Consider the following 20,443-nt stretch of genomic DNA (forward strand, 5'->3'; position numbering starts at 1 on the left):
TCTACAAAGCGGCACCCCGGAAATCGGGGACGCGGGCCGGGCGGATGCGCCTAGAAGCCGACTCCGGCAAAGCTCAACGCCTGCCGGACAAGGGCCCCGCGGCCGCCAACGAATTCCTGCTGGACCCCTTCGCTGAGCACCTCGTCGGGGGTCATCCAGGTGAGTTCCAGGGCGTCCTGGCGTGGCTCGCACTCGCCGGTCACCGGAATAACATAGGCCAGCGCCACGGCGTGTTGGCGGTCATCGGTGAACCCCGTTTGCGAGGGCGCTGGAAAGTATTCGGCAACCGTGAAGGGAACCGGACTGATAGGAAGCTGCGGGAACGCGAGCGGACCGAGGTCTTTTTCCAGGTGCCGGAGCAGGGCCGCACGGATGGTCTCGCGGTACAGGACACGCCCGGAAACGAGCGAGCGGACCATGCTGCCATCCTGGTCACCCTGCAGCAGTGTGCCCACTTCGTTGACGAACCCTAAGGGATCGAGCCTAACGGGCACCGCCTCCACGTAAACCATGGGGAGCCGTCCGCGGGCTTCGAAGAGGTCCTCCTGCGAAAGCCAGCCTGGATTGGGGTCGGGGGTTCGAACGTTCATGGGTTAAGTTCTACCCCATGAGGCCCGGCCGCCCCATCGAGTGGCGGGATAATCTACTTCGCGGCGGCCTCAGCGGCATTGGCTCGCCGCCCGCCATTCGTCACTCGTTACGCAACGGTGGTGCGGGCCGGTTGGCTTCCGGAGCGTGTCAGGGGCTGGGAGTAGCCTTTGTGGCATGGCCATTGAATTGAGCGAACTTCTGGTGAGAGACGCCCATGAGTGGCGCGCCTGGCTGGCTGAAAACCATGCCACCAGCCCCGGCGTGTGGCTGGCGTTGCACAAGAAAGGCGGCCAGGCCACGGAACTGGACTACAAGGCCGCACTGGATGAAGCCCTGTGCTTCGGCTGGATCGACGGCCAGTCCAGAAAGCGAGACGATGACACCAGCTTTCGGAGGATGACCCGCCGGGGGCCCAAGAGCCCTTGGTCGCTGATTAATGTGGGCCATGTAGCCCGGCTTGAAGCCGAAGGCAAGATGACCGACGCCGGCCGTGCCGCCGTCGACAGTGCCAAAGCCGACGGCCGCTGGGACGCCGCATATTCCGGGCAGGCCACTGCTGAAGTTCCGGAGGACCTGGCGGCGGCGATAGCCGCGGTCCCGGTGGCGCAGGCCATGTTTGACGTCCTCACCAGCGTCAACCGCTACGCCCTGATCTACCGCACTAACTCGGTCAAGAGGGCAGAAACCCGGGCCCGGAAAATCGCCGGATTTGTGGAGATGCTGGCCCGCGGTGAGGCGCCGTTTCCGCAGAAGAAAAAGCCCGCAGGGCAGCTGGAAAGCGAACCAGGCTAGACGGCGGGGACACAGGCGCCCACTGCCTCTCGTCGGGAGGGCCAGGACAGGAGGGGAACGGCAGGGTCAGTACGGAAAGACCACGCCTTCGCCCACCACGCGCAAGTGCAGCTCCGTCCCCGGACGTGCGATGGCGGAATTCCAGTGGCGAATGGTGATGATCTCATCACCGGCAGCCAGGCCCTGATCAGGAACGGGCAGCCAGGGTGGAGGCAGCAACTTGATCCGCACTGTTGACTCCGGGCCAAAGTAATCGCATTCGGTCACGATGCCCCTGATCGGGGATTCGGTGGCGATCCTGATCTGTTCTGGACGCAGCATTAGCTGGACTTTGCCTTGTCTCGGCGGCCGCCGTACCGGGATAGCTCCCAGCGAGCACGTGGCCAGTGAGCCTTCCAGCCAGGCGTCTAGAATGACTGCGTCGCCCAGGAACTCCGCGGTAGCCCGGTCGGAGGGGCGGGTGTACACCACGAACGGGCTCCCGGTCTGGGCGATTTTCCCATTGCGCATCACCGCCACCTGGTCCGCGAAGCTCAGTGCCTCGCCCTGGTCATGGGTGACCAGGACAGTTGTCACACCGGCATCGGCCAGGACCCTGCCGATTGTCCGCCTGGTGGCTACTCGAAGCCCTGCGTCCAGGGCGGAGAAGGGTTCGTCCAGGAGCATGACCTCGGGCTCGCGGGCCATTGCCCTCGCCAGTGCAACCCGTTGCTGCTGCCCACCGGAGAGCTCATGCGGCCGTTGGGACCCGGTTGCGGCATCCAGCGAGACCATGGCCAACAGTTCCTCAACCTTGGCCGCAATGGCAGCCCGTGTCCGGAACTGCTTCCGGTCCAAGCCGAACGCCACGTTGGCACCAACGCTCAGGTGTGGGAAAAGGGCGCCGTCCTGCGCCACGTATCCGATGTTCCGCAGATGCGCGGGGACCAGATGGCGCCCTGCTGCGAGGACCCTGTCTCCCAAAACCACCTCGCCGGTGTCAGCACCGATTGATCCGGCGATGATCCGTAAGAGTGTGGTTTTTCCCGATCCGGAGGCGCCCACTATGGCCGTGATGGCGCCCCGGGGGACTTCGAGGTTGATGTCGTCCAAAGCGGTGACGCCACCGAAGCTTTTACCGATATGACGGAGCGCGAGGTGCATGCCGCTGCTGGTGCCACTCATTTTGGTTCCTTAAAAACACGTGCAACAAGGATCCACGTGGGGGTAATGGCCAGAACCACCAGCAGGGCAGCATAGGGAGCGGCCGCCGAGTAGGACTCCACCGAGGTATAGGTCCACAGCCGGGTGGCAAGGGTCTCAAAGCCGGTTGGACGTAGCATAAGCGTGGCTGGAAGCTCCTTGACAGCAGTTAAGAGGACCATAAGCGCTCCGGACGCCACTCCCGGTAATGCCAAGGGTAGCGATATACGGAGAAATACGGCCAAGGGTGTCTTCCCCAGGGACTGCGCGGCCTCCTCAACCTGTGGCGGCGTCAACGCGGCCGACGCGGCGATGGGCCCAACAGCAAGGGGAAGGAACAGCGTTGCGTAGGCCAGAGTCAGTAACCACTGCGTCTGATACAAGCCTGAGGCAAGATTGATTCCCAGGTAAACCACTGAGAGGCCCACGACGATTCCCGGCAACGAATGAGCCAGATAGACCAGGCGTTCCATCAACCTGGCGAGGCGGGACCGGCTTCCGGCGATCATCAGTCCCAGCGGTATGGCCAGCAGCGTGGTGAACAGGGCTGCGGCGCCGGCAGCGGAAACCGATCCGAGGAATGCGGTGCCAAGTTCGGCCAAGGAGCCGGGACGGGACACCCCCTGGATGCTCCAAAGGGCCAACGCGGACAGCGGACCCCCAAGAGCCACCGCCACCACCAGCCAGGCAGCCAAAGCGACGGGACCTGCAAACCTGCCAAGGCTGAGAAGGCCTGTTGGCCGACGCGTTCCGGGGCCCAGCTTGGCATAGCGGGTCCTCGTCCGGCGGAAACGCCCTTCGACAAGGAGAACCAGCACTGTCAGGGCGAGAAGGACGGACGAAAGGGAAACAGCCCCCAGCCGGTCAAAACCGAGGCTGAAAGATGTAAACACGGCCCGAGTGAACGTATCCACGCGCAGGATGGACACCGCGCCGAAATCCGAGAGGACGTAGAGCGCACACAGCAAGGCACCGGAAGCGGTGGCGGGCAGGATCTGCCGCGCGGTGATCCGCACAAAGACGCTGACCGGAGGCAGTCCGAGGGCCCGCGCGGCGTCTTCCTGTGCCGGATCCACCGCCAGCAGCGCAGCACAGACCGGGAGGTACACATAGGGATAGCTCACCAGGGTGATCACGAAGACTGCCGCGCCGAACCCTTGGAGGGTGCCCAGCGGATTAACCAGTTCCGACAGCGAGGACCAGCCGAAGGCGGCGACGTAGCTGGGGATGGCCAGGGGCAGTGCTGCAGCGACCGCGAGGGCTTTGCGGCCCGGCAGGCTTGTACGGGTCACCAGGACGGCGAGACTGACGCCAATCATGAGGCAGAAGGCTGTTGAGGCGGCAACAAGGCCCAGGGAGGTGGAAGCGAGCCGGGCCATGCGGGGGGTTCCCAGCTGCTCCAGCAATACGGCGGGGGAGTATTCAGCCGTTCGGGCTATGAGGTAGATGATGGGGATCAGGGCGATGACAACCGCGGCCACTGCGCCGGCAGTAAGCACCCGATGACGGGACGGCCAGGAATCGCTCCTGGAACGCCGAAGGACGGCGGCACCGGCAGGGCGCCGCCGTCCTACGGCGTGATCGGGTGGAACCACTATCAGGCCAGGCCTGCTTCCGTGATCATCCGGACAGTGGTGGCCAGATCATCGAGCTCGTTCAGGTCGACATCAGGAGCCTTGAGATCCGCGAGGGTGGGCAGGCCGGCAGGGCTCGGGGCCCCGGAAATCATCGGGTACTCGTGGGTCTTTTCGGCGAAGTACTTCTGACCCCGTTCAGACAGGAGGAAGTCCAGGAGTGCCTGGCCGTCAGCATCCGCTGCGTGCTTGATCAGGCCGGCGCCGGAGACGTTGATGAGCGAGCCGATGTTGCCGTCGGGGAAAATGTGGTTGGCAGCCTTCAGTTCTGCCGCGTCCACGCCCTTCTCCTTGGCCAGCTGGTAAAGGTAGTAGTGGTTAACCAGCCCAAAGGGGAACTTGCCGTCGTTGACGTCGGCCACGATCTGGCCGTTCTTTTCGCGGATCTGGGCATCATTGGCTGCCAGGCCCGTGAGGTATTCGGTGGCTGCCTCGTCACCCTCGGATTCACGCAGCGCAGTCACGAAGGACTGGAAGGAAGCGTTGGTGGGGGCCACGCCCAGCTTGCCTGCATACTTTGCGTCATTGAGTTCCTGAACCGTGGATGGCAGCTCAGCGCTGGGCACAAGATCCTTGTTGTACACCAGCACACGCACCCGGCCGGTTACGCCGACCCACTGGCCGTTGGCGTCCCGGTAGGACTCCGGCACGGCGGAGAGTGAGGACTCGGGCAGATCGGAAAAGAGCCCTTCTTTGCCTACGACGCCAAGGGCGCCGGCATCCTGGGCCAGGAAGACGTCGGCGGGGGATTTGCCGCCCTCTTCAACCAACTGGGCGGCCATCTGCGCGGTGTCGCCGTAGCGGGCCTCAACCTTGATGCCGGTCTCGGCCGTAAATTCTTCCAGCAGCGGCTTGACGAGGGATTCGCTGCGGCCGCTGTAGAGCGTCACGACTTTGTCGGATGAGGCAACGGTGCCGGACTCGGAAGGAGTGGCTGCAGGGGTTGCCGTCCCGCCGCCACAGGCGGTCAGTGCCAGGGTTGCGGTGGCCGCGAGTGCGACGCCGGCCAGCGCGTTGTTGGGGAGCTTCATGGGGGACTGCTTTCTCGAATGGACGTGGTCCGGTGAGCCGAGGGGAAGTGGGGGTGTCGGCTCATTCGAAATGAACTTTAGGTTAGGCATTCCTAAGCCACCTAGAGGGATTCGGTTTAAGTGACAAGGATCACATGCATTACGTAACTATTGCGTTCTCTAATTCACTTGGAGGGTAGCGGCGACCTCCAGGACCATCCACGCCTGGAGCTGCGTGGAAAGCTCGACGGCGGAACCTGGCGGGTAATCCTCGTCGGCTGTGCTGGCGGCGTGGATTGCGAAAACACGTTCTTCTGTGGCTTCGGGTGAGCTGCGGCTGCCGTTCCAGAATGCGTCCGCGGTGTCCAGGATCAGCCGCCCGGCGGTGCTGCGCCACCCGTGGGGTATTCGCTGGTCCCGTGCGGCGAGGGCCAGGTAGCGGCAGAGGATTCCAGTGAACAGCCCGCGGTCGCCGGTGCCGTCGCAGCGGAGCACCTCCGTGGTGCCTGTGCGCACCGTGAGGTGGCGTTCGACGGCGGCAATCACCTCCACTGCCCGTCCCAGGTTGCGTGCCCCGCCAAGCTCCAGTAGCGCGCCCAGGACGGGGCCCTGGTTGTAGGTGTATACGTTGTCTTCTACCTGGATCTGGCCATCCATTCCCAGCCGCACGCCGTCAAGGTAAAGGCCCCGTCCGGCGTCGAACAGTGTGGCATCGAGCCAGTCCGCCAGGGCCTGTGCCCGCTGCTGCTGGCCGGTGCGGGCAAAATAGAGGGCCACGGGGGCGGTGGCCGGCGTGTTCTTGAAGTCCCGCTTGGTGCTCCAGAAGGTGCCGCCGCCGAGGTCGTCGGTGGAGGCAGCCATGAACTGCGGAGTGAGGCTGCGCTGGACTTTGGCATAGCGGCGGCGGCCCCGTTTGCCGGCGGACGCAGCCAGGGTGTCGAGGCGCAGCGCAGCCAAGGCCAGCCAGGCCATGTCGTCGTAGTAGTTGTTGACGAAAGTGAGCAGGTTGCGCAGCCGGATACCCCTGAGGAGCCGTGAGGCCAGCCGGCCGGCACTTGGGTTATCCGGGCCGTCAAAACGGTCCCGGGGCGTAGCACCACGATCCAGTTCGCGCCGGCCGGCGTCCACCAGGCAGTCAAGGTAGTGCGCCTGCCACCAGTAATGCCAGGGGAGGGGCCGGTTCCGGAACTTCCCTGCGGGCCAGGCGGTGGCCGCGATGTGGGTGCCGGGCAGGAACAGCAACTTCCGGCCAAACCTTCGTGTCACGGAGCGGGCGGCCTCGTCTGCCCGCGCGGACCAGTCGATGGTGGTGGTATCCGGCTGGGTCATCCGGCCAGCCTATCGCCGTCCGGGGTGGGGGTGCGCCGGACACAGATTTCAGTTAGCATGCGTTAACTAAGGCCTACCGGCCCGGTGCCGCATCAAGGAGGATGTATGGACGTAGCAGGAGCCGTAGCGCTGGTTACAGGTGGGGCGTCCGGTCTGGGTGCCGCTACCGCCAGAATGCTGTTCGACGCCGGTGCTTCCGTGGTGCTGGTTGACCTCCCCGGCAGTTCGGGCGCTGAGACGGCCGCCTCCCTGATGAACGGGAATCACACCACGGCGAAGGCTGTTTTCGTCCCCGCGGATGTCGCCAGCGAGGACGACGTGCGGGGTGCGGTTGAGGCTGCCGCAGTGCTGGGTCCGCTCCGGATCGTGGTGAATTGCGCAGGAATTGCCACACCCGGCAAGGTCCTGGGGCGCGACGGCGTGCTGCCGCTGGAGACGTTCAATCGGGTCATCCAGATCAACCTGGTGGGCACCTTCAACGTGATCCGGTTGGCTGCCGAAGCCATGGCCCTTACCGAGCCGGTAATGTCCTACCCGGGCATAGCCGGGAGTGACGCCCGCCCCGGAGACTCCGAACGCGGTGTGATTATCAATACCGCGTCCGTGGCTGCTTTTGACGGCCAGATCGGGCAGGCCGCCTACTCCGCGTCAAAGGGCGCCGTCGCCGCCATGACGTTGCCGATCGCCCGCGAGCTGGCGCGCTCGCTGATCCGGGTGGTCACCATCGCGCCGGGCCTCTTTGAGACGCCCATGCTCGCAGGGCTGCCGGCCGAGGCGCAGGAATCCCTCGGCAAGCAGGTGCCGCACCCCTCACGTCTGGGGCTTCCGGTTGAGTACGCAAAACTCGTGGCGCACATCGTGGACAACGCCATGCTCAACGGCGAAACGATCCGCCTCGATGGTGCCATCAGGATGGCACCCAAGTGAGCCAGCCGCCGTCGGACTTTCCCGCAACCGTATCCGCGCCGAAACCGCCGCACACGCTCCCGGGTCCGGATTTCTTCGCCTTCGAATCGCTGCTCAGTGAAGCGGAGCGGCGCAAGTTGGCGGAGCTGCGGGAATTCCTGGCCGCGGAGATCGCTCCGTTTGCCGCAGAGTGGTGGAACAAGGCTGAGTTCCCCGCCCATATCCTGCCGAAACTGGCCGCCCTGGAACTCAGTACACCGGTCCACCGTGGCTACAGCCAGCTTTTCGCCGGGCTGGTCATTGCCGAGATGACCCGAACTGACACGTCAATCGCCACCTTTTTCCTGGTCCACCACGATCTCTTTGTGGAGGCGCTGCACCGCTTCGGTTCAGAGGACCAACGCGGGCGGTTCCTCGACGACGCGTCCCGGCTGCGAATTACCGGCGCCTTCGCGCTGACTGAGCCCGATCATGGTTCGGATGTGGCCGGCGGCATGGCCTCCACCGTCCGCCGTGTTTCCGACGACGGTGCCGACCACTGGGTGCTCAACGGTGCCAAACGGTGGATCGGCAACGGGACGTTCTGCGACTACATGCTGGTGTGGGCGCGGGATGAGGCCGACGGCTCGGTGCGCGGGTTCATCCTTGATGCCACCCTGCCGGGAGTCAGCCGCAGCCGGATCGAGAACAAAGTGGCGCTGCGGACGGTCCAGAACGCGGACATCCGGTTCGAGGGTGTCAGGATCGAGGAGCGGGACAGGCTGGTCGGGATCAGCAGCTTCGAGGACACCAAGGAGCTGTTGCGGGCTTCGCGGATCATGGTGGGCTGGCAGGCAGTAGGGCAGCAGCTGGCGGCCTTCGACGTCGCCCGGGAGTACGCGGTCGACCGCCAGCAGTTCGGCAGGCCGCTGGCGAAGTTCCAGTTGATCCAGCAGCAGCTGGTGGACATGCTGGGAAACGCCGTGGCGTCGATGGGCATGATGGTGCGGATTGCCGCGCTCCAGGAAGACGACGGGGCGGACATGGCGCAGGTAGCGCTGGCAAAGTCCTATACCAGCGCCCTGATGCGCCGCAGTGTGGCCATGGGCAGGTCCATCCTGGGCGGTAATGGAATAGTCAGTGACTACCGGATGGCGCGGATATTCTCCGACGCCGAGGCTATTTACACATATGAAGGCACCTTCGAAATTAATTCGCTGATTGTGGGACGGGCAGTTACCGGTATCTCCGCCATTACCTAATAAGGATGATTTTTAGCCGGGAAATGCTTTCCAGTAAACGCTTACCCTGTGGGTTGGCGTTATCTTCATCACGCATCGGGGTGTGTCGCCGCTTTTCTTCCCCTGCCGGTTGCATACTGATTGAGCGGTTCTCCCCGCGCGGACATCAGGCAGGAGGCAAGGATGGAAACGGTCAGGAAGATTGTCAGGAGCGAGTATTTCCCTGCAGCCGCGGTGCTCGCGGGGGTGGTCCTTTTCTGGGTCGTGGCGTTGACTGGCGGGCTGTCCATGCTCAATGACCGGAACCTGCCCATAACAACGCTGACGTGGATGCTGTTTGTCTATTTGATCGCTGTTCTCACCCCGATCGCGGGCCTGATGGCGACGGCGGATCTGGTCCGCCGTTACCGGTGGAACCGGAGGATGCGGCGCGAACAGAACGAACGCCGAATCGGCCAGACCACGGATGAACCGGCCGATGCGAACCGAACCGACGGGCAAAAAGCAGCCTGACCTGATTACTTTTCGCAGCCGATGCGGTTGTTGTGGTTTCCGTCCAGACCTTAGATGTCACTGCCAATGACGTAGACGGACCCGCGTAGGTATGCAGGACCGTCCCCGCTTCCGCCGGTGTGCCTGGCTGTCAATATGCTCTCGTATTCGGACTCCGTGTTTGGATCTGTTCGCATCAGTGGAGCGGACGGAGAACCGGTGGGAATCGTGCACGTTCCCGTGGGCGTATGATGCCGACGGAACCCAGATTGCTACTGCATTCTCGCTGGAAGGTTCCGAACTGGTTCAGAAAATTATGCCTGTGCGATTGCCAATACTAGGTTGAAAGAATGGATTTCAGAAGTATATGAAATGGTACCGATACGTTCATCCGGCAATCTTCGTAGTGTCTTTCCTACCATTGGTTCTTTCAATGGTTCCTTTTTGGCAGGGATTTCTCATCCCGTTGGTTGCAATCGTACCTTTCGCTATCAATGAGCTAGTCCTCGAACGCAAGCGAAAGAGCGAAAGTACAAGTGGCGGTTCACTTAGCGGATAGTCCCGGATAGATTGTCGGCGCATGTGAAAGCTGAGCGTCGATTGTTCTCGGCGTGAGGGGGTGCTTTTCATCCGTATCAGAGGGGAGCGCGCCCTCTTTCGAGGGTACTGCGGATTCCAGGCAGGCCTGTTGGAGCTAGCAGGACTCTGCCCGCTACACAAAAATTAACCGCTGAATTAGCGCGGCAGTTTCTCGCCGGCTTTTACTTCCACGTCCAATGAGTTCCCCCGGACGGGCATGGGGCAGGTCCCGTAGGGGGTGAATGCGCTGGGGTAATTGATGGCGCGATTGAAATCAATGACGACGGAGCCATCCGGGCGGGGCCGCGGAATGAGAACCTTGCGCCATTCGTCTGTGCTGATGCCGTTTGTTTCATCGTGGAACGTGACGTTGATGGCGCCCAGTTTTTCTTCCTCAGCCTGCAGCCGCAGCTCGTGCCCGATTCCTGGAACCCGAAAAACCACCTCACCCACTGAGTGGTGGACGCCGTCCACCAGCGGGTTGGCCGTGGCGATCGGTACGTCGACCGGTTCGGGATATGGCTCAAAGCGCCCGGTGATTTCCCAAGCGGGATCGAAACCGAAGGTGGGAACGCCGTCGAACTCCGTGAACACCGGCGAGCCGGCATCCCTGGTACGGATGGCGTACTTACCGCCGCGCACGGCCAGCTCCACCTGGACCTGGGTGCCGTCCGCGCCGCCGTACTGGACCCACATCAGGGATTCCTCGTCCAGCAAGGTCGTTGTAACCGTTCCGCTGACCGGCGTGCCGCCCTCCACGAGCGTCAGCCCGTCCTCCCCACCAGCGGTGAGTGCCGCCGTGATGCCGTCCGTGGACCAGAGCCCGGGGGCAAGGTCGACGGCGGAAGGGGAGTCTTCCAGCCACTGGAAGGAGGTGAGGGTCAGCCAGCCGTGGGGGGCCGCGAGGGCACGGTTCCGGCTGCTGCGGAAACGCTGCCAGCGCTCGAGCCGTTGATCGGTGGTGGTGCCCATGTGATCCTCCATTGCCTCTGTGCCCGGGTACAACCGCGGCCGCATGCTGTTCATTCCAGCACATCCCACCGGCCCTTACATGGCACCGGCACCGCTGCTAATTTGGAAAGCAGCGCCTGCTGCCGCTACCCGCCCGCCGCCCCGGCGGACGCGAGAAGGAGGATGGAACCGTGAACGATACGCCAGAGCAGTCAGATGTCCCGCAGCACGATGAACTACCGCTGCCCGACTACGACCACCTGCCTACCGGAACCCTGCCCTCCCGGATCAACGGCCTGAGCGAATCGGAGCTCGGCCAGGTCCTCGCCTATGAACGCGCGCACGGGAACAGGTTGCCGGTAATCCAAATCCTGGAGCACCGCCTGACCGCGCTGCAGGAGGGGGCGGAGCCGAGTGGCCCTGCCGCGCCCAGCACCCCTGAAGTGACACAATCCCAGCAGGGTTCGCCGGTATCCCCGGCAACCACCGGGCCCAAGATCAACCCTCCCTCGCAGGGCGTTCCAACGAACCCGGGACAGCCGCGCCGATAGCGTTGGCAGCTCAGCCCGGTGCAGTCACTTTTGACACAAATTCCTGAGTACAGCCCCGGTGCCGGTAATATCATTAAGCAGTAACGTGGCTCACAGTATCCAGCGCAGTGTACGGGCCCAAGTCCACACCTTCGAAAGAAGCTTCCATGGCTCACACTGCATTCAACAAGGGCATTGACCTTGACACCCACCTGGCTGCCGAGCTCCGCGCCGACGTCCGCCGGGTGTCCACCCTGCTGGGCGAATCCCTGGTCCGCCAGCACGGCCCGGAGCTCCTGGAACTGGTGGAGCAGGTCCGGCTCCTGACCAAGGAGTCCAAGGAAGCCGCCCGGGGCGGCGCCGATGCCACCGGGCCGTGGAGCGCGCACGACGTCGTGGCCCAGGTCCGCGAATTGCTCGCCTCCCTGCCGCTTGAGCAGGCAACAGACCTGGTCCGCGCCTTCGCCTTCTACTTCCACCTCGCCAACGCGGCGGAGCAGGTTCACCGGGTGCGCGGGCTGCGGACCCGGGAGGAAAAGGACGGTTGGCTGGCCAAGGCCGTGGCGGACATCGCCGATAAGGCCGGTCCCGGAGCGTTGCAGGACGTGGTTGATTCGCTGGATGTGCGGCCCGTTTTCACCGCGCACCCCACCGAGGCATCGCGCCGCTCGGTCCTGGACAAGATCCGCAAGCTCTCCGACATCCTGGCCAGGCCTGCAGCGGAAGGATCTTCGGCCAGGCGCCGTCAGGACCGCGAGCTCGCGGAGATCATCGATCAGATGTGGCAGACCGACGAGCTTCGCCAGGTTCGGCCGACTCCCGTGGATGAGGCCCGCAACGCTATCTACTACCTTGGCACCATCCTCACGGACGCCATGCCCGAAATGCTGGACGACTTCTCCGAGCTCCTCGCGGAGCAGGGCGTGAGCCTGGCGGGCAAGGCGGCGCCCATCCGCTTCGGCTCCTGGATCGGCGGTGACCGCGACGGAAACCCCAACGTGACCGCCGCGGTCACCAGGGAAATCCTGCAGATCCAAAACCAGCAGGCCATCCGCCTGAACATCGGCATGATCGATGAACTCATCACTATCCTGTCCAACTCCACGGCCTTGTCCGGGGTGGATGCCGAACTGCAGGCCTCCATCGACGAGGACCTCATCAACCTGCCAGGACTGGACCGCCGGGTCCTTGAGCTCAACGCGCAGGAGCCCTACCGGCTGAAGCTCACCTGCATCAAGGCCAAGCTCATCAACACCGGCAAGCGGGTAGCCAACAACTCCTCGCATGAGCACGGCCGCGACTACAACGGGGCGCCTGAACTCCTGGCGGACCTGGCCCTGCTGGAAGCCTCCCTGCGCAACCACTCCGGCGTATTGGCTGCGGACGGCGCACTCACCCGGGTCCAGCGTGCTGTTGCCTCCTTCGGGCTGCACCTGGCCACGCTTGATATCCGTGAGCACGCCGACCAGCACCACGACGCCGTCGGCCAGCTCATGGACCGGCTGGGCGGCCCCGGGCTGCGCTACGCCGAGCTCAGCCGCAGCGAACGGTTCGACGTACTCGGTTCCGAGCTCGCGTCCCGCCGGCCGCTCTCCGGCCACCCGATTAAGCTCGACGGCGCCGCTGACGGCACCTACGACGTCTTCCGTGAAATCCGACGTGCGCTGAGGACATACGGCCCCGATGTCATCGAGACCTACATCATTTCGATGACCCGCGGCGCCGATGACGTCCTGGCCGCCGCTGTCCTGGCCCGGGAAGCCGGGCTGGTCAACCTGTTCGGCGAGTCTCCATGGGCCAAGATCGGCTTTGCGCCGCTGCTGGAAACCGTGGAGGAGTTGCGGGCCTCTGCCGAGATCGTGGACCAGCTGCTTTCCGTTCCGGCCTACCGGGACCTGGTGCGCCTGCGGGGAGACGTGCAGGAAGTCATGCTCGGTTACTCGGACTCCAACAAGGAGTCCGGCGTCATGACCAGCCAGTGGGAGATCCACAAAACCCAGCGAAAGCTCCGCGATGTTGCCGCGAAACACGGGGTACGGGTGCGCTTGTTCCATGGTCGCGGCGGTTCCGTGGGCCGTGGCGGCGGGCCAACTTATGAGGCCATCATGGCCCAGCCCAACGGCGTCCTGGAAGGTGAGATCAAGTTCACCGAGCAGGGTGAGGTTATTTCGGACAAGTACTCGTTGCCGGAGCTTGCCCGTGAGAATCTGGAGCTCTCCCTGGCCGCTGTGCTTCAGGGGTCCGCCCTGCACCGCAGCCCGCGGACGTCCGAGGACCAGCGCGTGCGCTACGGCCACGTAATGGAAGTCATTTCTGATGCCGCCTTTGACCGGTACCGCAGTCTGGTTGACCACCCTGACCTTCCCGCCTACTTCCTGGCTTCCACGCCGGTGGAGCAGCTTGGTTCCTTGAACATCGGCTCCCGGCCGTCCAAGCGCCCCGATTCCGGAGCCGGCCTGGGTGGCCTGCGCGCCATCCCGTGGGTCTTCGGCTGGACCCAGTCACGCCAGATTGTGCCGGGCTGGTTCGGCGTGGGGTCCGGGCTCAAAGCGGCCCGGGAAGCAGGCAGCTCCGAGCAGCTGGTCGAGATGATGGAAGGCTGGCAGTTCTTCCAGTCGGTGCTTTCCAACGTCGAAATGACGCTGGCCAAGACGGACATGGACATCGCCGGATACTACGTCTCCACGCTGGTTCCTCCCGAGCTGCACCATATCTTCAAGGCCATCCGTGAGGAGTACGAGCTGACGGTCCGCGAAGTCCAGGCCCTGACAGGTGAGAACATCCTGCTTGACGCGCAGCCCACCCTGAAGCGCTCCCTCGAAGTCCGCGACCAGTATCTCGATCCCATCAGCTACCTGCAGGTGGAACTGCTCCGCCGTATCCGGGAGACTGCTGCTCCCAGTTCCGAGGCCACGATCTCCGGCGGTGAGATCGACGAGCGGCTGCAACGGGCCATGCTTATCACCGTCAACGGCGTGGCGGCGGGACTGCGCAACACCGGGTAGGGTTCCCGCTCGGCGCTGGCGGGCAATCCTGGCCGTGCGTTTGTGGTTAGGGTGGTGGCATGCCTTCGTTTCAGACCCGTCTCAAGATCACCGGGCTGTTGCCCGGCAACCCGCCCGAATCCGTGATGGCTGCCGCTGTGGAGGCCCTTGAAACCCGGCACCACGTGGAGTCCAACCAGCTGGACATTGCCGGCGGCGTGCCCCAGCTGAACCTGCGTTTCCTCGTGGAGGCCACCGAATACAGCGGTGAGAACCAGCAGGCCCTGGAGTCGGCAGCGATGATGCGTGACGCCGTCGAACGTGTTGCCCTGACCGGTTCGCTGATGGTGTTGCGCCGGAACCGCGGACGCTGGGCGCCGGTCTAGGAATCAGTCTGCGCCGCGGTGCCGGGTTCGTCCACGGGCGAGCGGGTGCCGCGCCGTCGGCTCACAATAATTCCGACGGCGGCACCCACCACCAGCCCCAGGGCTACGCCGATGAGGGAGCTGGCCCAGAACGGCAGGCCGGTGGTGGAGCCGGTGACATAGCCCAGGCCGACCAGCCAGCACGCCCACAACAGGGCGCCGAGGCCGGCGCAGAGGCTGAAGCTCCGGGTGGTGACCTCGCCGATGCCTGCGGCAGCCGACGTCGCAAGTCGTCCGCCCGGGATAAAGCGCGCTCCTATGATGGTGCCGTAGGTGGAGGAGCGGCCGGCTTTGGCGATGGCCTTATGGATGCCGGCGTGGGCTTTCCGGCCCCATCGCCAACGGTCCAGCACGTGGCTGAGGCGGCGTTTGAACAGCTGGAAGACCACGACGTCGCCGATCCAGGAAGCCAGTGCGGCCAAGGCTACAACGAGGAATACATTGGCCCGGCCCTCGGCAGAGAGTGCTCCGCCGGTGATCACCACCAGCTCGGACGGGATGGGCGGAAAGATGGCATCGCCGAGCACTGCGGGGATGATCCAGAAATAGATCGCGGCCCCCCAGAGGTCAACGCTGCCAACGTCCATGGGCATAACGTACCGCACTTTCAGGGGCCCACGTCACCTGCCATCGCCAACCCGCCATCATCTCTTGTTGATGGCGGAGCCGGTATCAACACCAGGTAAAAAACCTCTTGCGATACCCCGCTCCTGGTGCTATTAAATCTATATCAGCCGATATACATCCCGGCGGTCAAACGATCATAGGAGGTATGCGATGTTGATGCTCAACGATCCATTCCGCCAGTTCGACCGGCTCGCCCAACAGGTTCTGGGCACGGCGGCACGGCCCGCAGCGATGCCGATGGACGCCTGGCGCGAGGGGAATGAATTTGTGGTCGCGCTGGACCTGCCCGGCGTGGACGTCGATTCGGTTGACCTGGACGTTGAAAAGAATGTCCTCACGGTGCGCGCCGAACGGAAGGAGCCAGTCGGCGAAGATACCGAGCTGCTCGCTTCCGAACGTCCCCGGGGCGTGTTCAGCCGGCAGCTGGTCCTGGGCGAAACCCTGGACGTTGCGAAGGTTACGGCCGCATACGACGGCGGCGTCCTGACCATACGGATCCCGGTGGCCGAACAGGCAAAGCCCCACAAGATCGAGATCGAGACCAAAGGCAGGCAGCAACAGATAAACGCCGCCTAACAGGCGGGGACGGACACCGCACGCAGAGGCTGCGGGTAGGGCGGTTGGCACCACGCGGACGCCACGGCGCCTTGTAGCGCAAAGCAGCAGAGCGGATCCCTCCCCACGGTGGTCCCCGGCCGGCACGGCCGGGGACCACTTCTGTCGCTGTGGGTCCGGCAGTGGGAAACTGGAACATGCACGCGAAGATCCTGCAGGGCGACATCACCACCAGGGCCGTGGACGCCATCGTCAATGCGGCCAATTCCACGCTCTTGGGGGGTGGCGGGGTGGACGGCGCCATCCACCGGGTTGCGGGGCCGCAGCTGCTGGCCGCCTGCAAGGAACTTCGCGCCACGGACCTGCCGAACGGACTGGCACCAGGGGCCGCCGTGGCAACGCCGGCATTTGAGTTGCCGGCGCGCTGGATCATTCACACCGTGGGCCCCAACCGGCATGCCGGCCAGACCAACAAGGCCCTCTTGGTTTCCTGCTTCAGCGAAAGCCTGCGGGTGGCAGATGCGCTGGGCGCCAAGTCCCTTGCTTTTCCCGCAGTGGGGGGCGGGGTCTACGGCTGGACTGGCCGTCAGGTGGCAGAGGCAGCTTCCACCGCGCTGGAAGGATTTGTAGCCGCGCACCCGGAAACCTCCATTGAGCTGGTGGAGTTTGTTCTGTTCAGCCCGGAAATGGCGGAGGAGTTCAACGCCGTGTGGGCGGAGCCTCACTAAGCTGCAGCAGGCTCCGGTACTCCACGGGCTTGCCCGAAATAGGATCGACGAAGCGGACGCCACGGGCCAGGAGCTGGAGCGGTCTGGAATAGTCGTCCGGCGCCTTGTCCAGCAGCTCGGGATAAAACGCGTCGTTGACGATGCCCAGTCCCAGCGACGCCATGTGAACCCGCAGCTGGTGCGTCTTGCCCGAGTGCGGCTCGAGCCCGTACAGCGCCCTCTGCCCGGTTCCGTGGTGTGCTGCGGCACCTGCTGAAGTGCCGGCGTCGAACGTTTCCAGGCGTTCGATGCGGGTCTCCGCGTTCGGTTCGCCCTCGATTACCTCGGCCAGGAGGTAGCTGCGGGACTTGGTCATCCGGTTCCGCACCACCACGGGAAATTCGACGGCGGGATACCCGGGCGCAGGGTCCGCTGCGGACACGCACTCGTACTCTTTTTGGACCTGCCGTTTCTCGAACAGCACCTGGTACCTGCCGCGGGTTTCCGGGTTGGTGGAGAGGAGCAGGATGCCTGCGGTCATCCGGTCCAGGCGGTGCATGGGAATCAGGTCCGGTAGGCCCAGCTGGTTGCGCAGCCGCACCAGCGCCGATTCCTGGATGTAGGTGCCGCCCGGGGTAGTGGGCAGGAAGTGCGGCTTGTCCACTACCAGGAGGTGCTGGTCCTGGTGCAGGATGTTCAGCTCCACCGGGATGCGGTCCTCCGGCGGCAGGCTTCTGTAGTACCAGATGAAGGTGTGGTCCTGGAGCTTAGTGGTCCGGTCCAGGGGGACGCCGCCCTCGCCAACGATCTCGCCGGCGTCGAACCTGTCCTCAATGCCCTGCGGATCGATGTGGCCCCAGCGGTGCATCATATAGTCGATTGCGGTAGTCCAGGGACCGTCCTCCGGAAGGCGCAGGCGGGCGGCATTTACGCCGTCGCGCACGGGAAGGGGGGATTGCATCACTGGTCCATTCTACTTTGCTGCCCGCTTGCCCCACCGCCCGGTTCACCCGGCCGTGGGTGCCCAGCCGCGGATGCCGGCGTCCAAGGTGGCGTCGTAAAGCCCTTCCCAGTCGATGGGCATTGAGGCGCCGCGGGCCAGCTCAAGGCTGACCAGCCCGTGGACCTGGCCCCAGAAGGCTGTGGCGATCAGCATCACGTTGTATGGGCCGAGGAGCCCTTCGGCCTGCGCCGCTGTGACCGCGTTGACCAACGGCGCCATGGCGTCCACTGATATCGCGTCAGACGGCTCCGCGCCCGATCCTCCGCCTGCGTAAGGGGCCATGCCGCCACCGAACATCAGCCTGTAGAGGGAGTCATGCTCCAGCGCCCATTGCCGGTACGCCCAACCAAGAGCCTTCAGGCCTTGCTTACCTGCCGCTTCCTGGGAAGCGTGGAAAGACCGGAATCCGTAATCCACCACCGCAGTTAACAGCTGGGGCCTGCCGCCGAACAATGAGTAGATAGCTGATGTTGATGTGCCTGCGGCGGCTGCGATGTCCCGGATAGTGACCCTGTCAGGGCCTTCGCGATCCACCAGCTGGGCAGTGACGTTCAGCAGGCGCTGACGAAGTGCCTCATCGTGGACCACTGGTCTTGCCATACTCTGCATTGTTTCATTACATTGTTTCGTAACTGCGTTATAAAACCTTCCGCCTTTTCTGGGCGGAGTACGGCCGAGCCGAAAGGCTTACCGCGAGCAGTGCCTTCTTTCGCGCCGGCAACTATTGGGGGAGTCGGCGCGAAAGAATTATTCATGCGATCGCGTTCACAGGTGAGTCCCGAAGCTCCCTGCGCAACCGGGGAGCTGCCGCCAGCCGTTCCTGAGCCGCACGCAGTGCCAAAACAGCATCCCGAAGCCGCTCCGGGGGCAGCGTAAACGGGATCCGCAGATGACTTTGGTAGCTTCCCCCTAGTCCAAATCGAGGGCCGGCCGCCAGCCGGATGCCGAACTCCGGAGCGACCAAGGCCAGGGAGGTGCTGATCGGGCCCGGCAGCCGGCACCAAACCGACAGTCCGCCGTCGGGAATTTCCGGTTTCCAGTCCGGCAATTCGTTGCCCAGCAACTCCAGTAAGGCCGCCCTGTTTCCGCGCAGCGACTGCAGCCGGTCCGGGAGCGGCTGGTCAAGTGTTCGAACCAGGTGTGCGGCAGCCAACTGCTCCATCACGGGCCCACCCAGGTCCAGACTGGTCCGCGCCGGTGCAAAGCGATTGATGAGGTCTGCGCTGGCACGGATCCATCCCGTCCGCAGCCCGCCCCAGTGCGACTTACTCAGCGAACCGATGGACACCACGCCCGGGCCGAACGCCGCCATCGGCAGGCTGGGGGTCCTGTTCAGGTTCAACTCCCGCAGCGTCTCATCAGCGATCAGAACGGTGCCGGCGCGGGCCGCTGCCCGCACGAGGCGCCGTCGCTGGTGATCTGGCATCAGGCGCCCTGTGGGGTTGTGGAAGTCCGCAATGACGTACGCGATGGTGGGGCGATGTTGGTCGAGCGCGGATTCCCAGGCCTCAATATCCCAACTGCCAGGTGCCGCTGGAAGGGGGACCGGCACGGCCCTGGCGCCGGCACCCCGGATCGCGTCCAGGGCGTTTGGGTAGCTCGGGTGGTCCACGAGCACCTTGTCCTGGCGTCCGCTGGCCCGGGTGATCAGGGCACGGAGGGCAACGTTCAGCGCATGCTGCGCGCCCGACGTCACAAGAATTGCGTCCGCCGTTGTAGCCACACCGGCCGCGGTATAACGCTCCGCGATGGCTTCCCTAAGTCCCAGCAGTCCCTGGACTTCGTAGCCAAACCCGGGCAACAGGGCCGGGAGTTCGGTCAAAGCTGAAGCAAATGCACGGTGCACCGCCTCGCCGCTGGCGGGTAGGGCGGCGTACGCCAGGTCAAGGACTCCGTCCGGGGCATTGATTCCCGGAACGGCTGCAGCTTCCGGTGAGCGGGGAAGGCGGGTACGGCCCTTCGCGCCTTGTCCGCTGCTGAGAAAGCCCTGCTCACGCAGTTGGGCGTAAGCCGCCGTGACCGTGGTCCGGCTGATGCCGAGGGTTTCGGCCAGTGGACGCTCGCCGGGAAGTGCGTTATCCAGCGGGACGCGGCCATCCAGGATGAGGAGGCGCACGACGTCGGCAAGCTCGCGATAAGCCGGGGCAGCACCTGCCTGCCACCTGCCAAGGAGACGGGCGAGGGCTGGGGCTGAGAGTTGACCGGGCATAAAGCCAGTATCGCAGACTGGCTATGTATTTCGATGCCAGTTTTCCGCGACCATGGTTGTCATGATGATTCGCAGACTCGTTCAGCTCTTTACCGGCCTTGCCTTGTACGGCTTCTCCCTGGCCATGTTCATCCGCGCCGGTCTGGGGCTGGATCCATGGGACGTGTTCCATCAGGGCATTTCCCTCAAGTCGGGCTGGAGCATTGGTGCTGTGGTGATCGTCGTCAGTTTCCTGGTCTTGCTGCTCTGGATCCCGCTGCGCCAGAGGCCTGGCTTCGGGACCCTGTGCAATGCCATCCTGGTGGGCCTGTTCGCCGACGTCGGACTGGCGTTGTTGCCGGAGTTTTCGCACCTCGGCGGCCAGATAGCGATGTTGGCGGGAGCCGTGCTGGCCAACGCCGTGGCGTCCGCCTGCTACATCGGCGCACGGTTCGGCCCGGGCGCCAGGGACGGGCTGATGACCGGCCTGGCCAGGCGCACCGGCTGGTCTGTCCGGGTTTCCCGCACCCTGATCGAAGTGGTGGTCCTGGCAGCGGGCTGGCTGCTGGGCGGGTCCGTGGGCGTCGGGACCGTTGTCTACGCGCTGGCCATCGGTCCGCTGGTCCAGTGGCTGATGCCGCTGTTCGCGGTGGCGGAGCGGGCTAAGCCACCGGCGTCAGGACCTGCAGTGGAACGGCACCTGCAAGCAGAAGCTCCCACCACCGCAGCATAAGCTGC

20 protein-coding genes are annotated in these 20,443 nt (G+C 64.4%); 10 read left to right on the forward strand and 10 right to left on the reverse strand.

Features of this window, described 5'->3' with window-relative positions:
- Window positions 1-50: 50 nt before the first annotated feature.
- Window positions 51-590: an NUDIX hydrolase family protein gene (locus ACWA13_RS03535; protein WP_463936799.1), complete on the reverse strand. Its 540-nt coding sequence runs from the start codon at window positions 588-590 to the stop codon at window positions 51-53.
- A gap of 175 nt (window positions 591-765) precedes the next feature.
- Here ACWA13_RS03535 and ACWA13_RS03540 point away from each other — a divergent pair, with 175 nt between their 5' ends.
- Window positions 766-1,383 carry a YdeI/OmpD-associated family protein gene (locus tag ACWA13_RS03540; protein ID WP_463936800.1) on the forward strand — a complete coding sequence of 206 codons (618 nt, stop codon included), beginning with the start codon at window positions 766-768 and terminating at the stop codon, window positions 1,381-1,383.
- A gap of 66 nt (window positions 1,384-1,449) precedes the next feature.
- Here the strand turns inward: ACWA13_RS03540 and ACWA13_RS03545 are convergent, their stop codons facing one another.
- The 4 genes from ACWA13_RS03545 to ACWA13_RS03560 form a co-directional block, all read right to left on the reverse strand.
- Window positions 1,450-2,547, reverse strand: coding sequence for an ABC transporter ATP-binding protein (locus ACWA13_RS03545; protein ID WP_463936801.1), 1,098 nt, complete (start codon window positions 2,545-2,547; stop codon window positions 1,450-1,452).
- The gene (locus tag ACWA13_RS03550) at window positions 2,544-4,160 is read right to left on the reverse strand and encodes an ABC transporter permease (protein ID WP_463936802.1); all 1,617 of its coding nucleotides are present in this window, start codon (window positions 4,158-4,160) and stop codon (window positions 2,544-2,546) included. The genes ACWA13_RS03545 and ACWA13_RS03550 overlap by 4 nt, the downstream gene beginning before the upstream one ends.
- 2 nt (window positions 4,161-4,162) lie before the next feature.
- Window positions 4,163-5,230, reverse strand: coding sequence for an iron ABC transporter substrate-binding protein (locus tag ACWA13_RS03555; protein ID WP_463936803.1), 1,068 nt, complete (start codon window positions 5,228-5,230; stop codon window positions 4,163-4,165).
- A gap of 159 nt (window positions 5,231-5,389) precedes the next feature.
- Complete coding sequence (locus ACWA13_RS03560; protein WP_463936804.1) at window positions 5,390-6,538, reverse strand: glycoside hydrolase family 76 protein; 1,149 nt, start codon at window positions 6,536-6,538, stop codon at window positions 5,390-5,392.
- 105 nt (window positions 6,539-6,643) lie between these two features.
- Here ACWA13_RS03560 and ACWA13_RS03565 point away from each other — a divergent pair, with 105 nt between their 5' ends.
- From ACWA13_RS03565 to ACWA13_RS03575, 3 genes are all read left to right on the forward strand, one after another.
- Window positions 6,644-7,465, forward strand: a complete 822-nt coding sequence (locus ACWA13_RS03565) for a 3-hydroxyacyl-CoA dehydrogenase (protein ID WP_463936805.1) — start codon at window positions 6,644-6,646, stop codon at window positions 7,463-7,465.
- The gene (locus tag ACWA13_RS03570) at window positions 7,462-8,685 is read left to right on the forward strand and encodes an acyl-CoA dehydrogenase family protein (protein ID WP_463936806.1); all 1,224 of its coding nucleotides are present in this window, start codon (window positions 7,462-7,464) and stop codon (window positions 8,683-8,685) included. Before ACWA13_RS03565 ends, ACWA13_RS03570 begins: the two co-directional genes overlap by 4 nt.
- Before the next feature lie 162 nt (window positions 8,686-8,847).
- A complete protein-coding gene (locus ACWA13_RS03575; RefSeq protein WP_463936807.1) occupies window positions 8,848-9,177 on the forward strand; it encodes a hypothetical protein in 330 nt (109 codons plus the stop codon).
- A 714-nt stretch (window positions 9,178-9,891) separates the two neighbouring features.
- On the opposite strand, the gene ACWA13_RS03580 is transcribed toward ACWA13_RS03575, so the two are convergent.
- Complete coding sequence (locus tag ACWA13_RS03580) at window positions 9,892-10,707, reverse strand: DUF1684 domain-containing protein (protein ID WP_463936808.1); 816 nt, start codon at window positions 10,705-10,707, stop codon at window positions 9,892-9,894.
- Between the two features lie 170 nt (window positions 10,708-10,877).
- Between ACWA13_RS03580 and ACWA13_RS03585 the strand changes: the two genes are divergently transcribed.
- The 3 genes from ACWA13_RS03585 (at window position 10,878) to ACWA13_RS03595 (ending at window position 14,586) form a co-directional block, all read left to right on the forward strand.
- On the forward strand, window positions 10,878-11,237 hold the full coding sequence (locus tag ACWA13_RS03585; RefSeq protein ID WP_463936809.1) for a DUF8129 domain-containing protein: 360 nt from the start codon (window positions 10,878-10,880) through the stop codon (window positions 11,235-11,237).
- A gap of 146 nt (window positions 11,238-11,383) precedes the next feature.
- Window positions 11,384-14,221 (forward strand): phosphoenolpyruvate carboxylase, encoded by a 2,838-nt coding sequence (gene ppc, locus ACWA13_RS03590; RefSeq protein ID WP_463936810.1) that lies wholly within the window; start codon window positions 11,384-11,386, stop codon window positions 14,219-14,221.
- A gap of 59 nt (window positions 14,222-14,280) precedes the next feature.
- Window positions 14,281-14,586 carry a hypothetical protein gene (locus tag ACWA13_RS03595; RefSeq protein WP_463936811.1) on the forward strand — a complete coding sequence of 102 codons (306 nt, stop codon included), beginning with the start codon at window positions 14,281-14,283 and terminating at the stop codon, window positions 14,584-14,586.
- On the opposite strand, the gene ACWA13_RS03600 is transcribed toward ACWA13_RS03595, so the two are convergent.
- Window positions 14,583-15,218, reverse strand: coding sequence for a DedA family protein (locus ACWA13_RS03600; protein ID WP_463936812.1), 636 nt, complete (start codon window positions 15,216-15,218; stop codon window positions 14,583-14,585). The genes ACWA13_RS03595 and ACWA13_RS03600 overlap by 4 nt on opposite strands.
- A gap of 184 nt (window positions 15,219-15,402) precedes the next feature.
- On the opposite strand from ACWA13_RS03600, the gene ACWA13_RS03605 reads away from it, so the two are divergent.
- Together ACWA13_RS03605 and ACWA13_RS03610 are read left to right on the forward strand one after the other, a co-directional pair.
- On the forward strand, window positions 15,403-15,828 hold the full coding sequence (locus ACWA13_RS03605; RefSeq protein ID WP_463936813.1) for an Hsp20/alpha crystallin family protein: 426 nt from the start codon (window positions 15,403-15,405) through the stop codon (window positions 15,826-15,828).
- A 176-nt stretch (window positions 15,829-16,004) separates the two neighbouring features.
- Window positions 16,005-16,535 carry an O-acetyl-ADP-ribose deacetylase gene (locus ACWA13_RS03610; protein ID WP_463936814.1) on the forward strand — a complete coding sequence of 177 codons (531 nt, stop codon included), beginning with the start codon at window positions 16,005-16,007 and terminating at the stop codon, window positions 16,533-16,535.
- Here the strand turns inward: ACWA13_RS03610 and ACWA13_RS03615 are convergent.
- The 3 genes from ACWA13_RS03615 to yczR all read right to left on the reverse strand — a co-directional run bounded on the left by ACWA13_RS03615 (window position 16,507) and on the right by yczR (window position 19,726).
- On the reverse strand, window positions 16,507-17,475 hold the full coding sequence (locus tag ACWA13_RS03615; RefSeq protein WP_463937815.1) for an RluA family pseudouridine synthase: 969 nt from the start codon (window positions 17,473-17,475) through the stop codon (window positions 16,507-16,509). The genes ACWA13_RS03610 and ACWA13_RS03615 overlap by 29 nt on opposite strands.
- A 45-nt stretch (window positions 17,476-17,520) precedes the next feature.
- Window positions 17,521-18,117, reverse strand: coding sequence for a TetR-like C-terminal domain-containing protein (locus tag ACWA13_RS03620; RefSeq protein WP_463936815.1), 597 nt, complete (start codon window positions 18,115-18,117; stop codon window positions 17,521-17,523).
- 151 nt (window positions 18,118-18,268) lie between these two features.
- Window positions 18,269-19,726, reverse strand: a complete 1,458-nt coding sequence (yczR, locus tag ACWA13_RS03625) for a MocR-like transcription factor YczR (RefSeq protein WP_463936816.1) — start codon at window positions 19,724-19,726, stop codon at window positions 18,269-18,271.
- 61 nt (window positions 19,727-19,787) lie between these two features.
- Here yczR and yczE point away from each other — a divergent pair, with 61 nt between their 5' ends.
- Window positions 19,788-20,438, forward strand: coding sequence for a membrane protein YczE (gene yczE / locus ACWA13_RS03630; RefSeq protein WP_463936817.1), 651 nt, complete (start codon window positions 19,788-19,790; stop codon window positions 20,436-20,438).
- Window positions 20,439-20,443: the final 5 nt, after the last annotated feature.

The organism is Pseudarthrobacter sp. TRD_SC_9 (assembly GCF_055361265.1).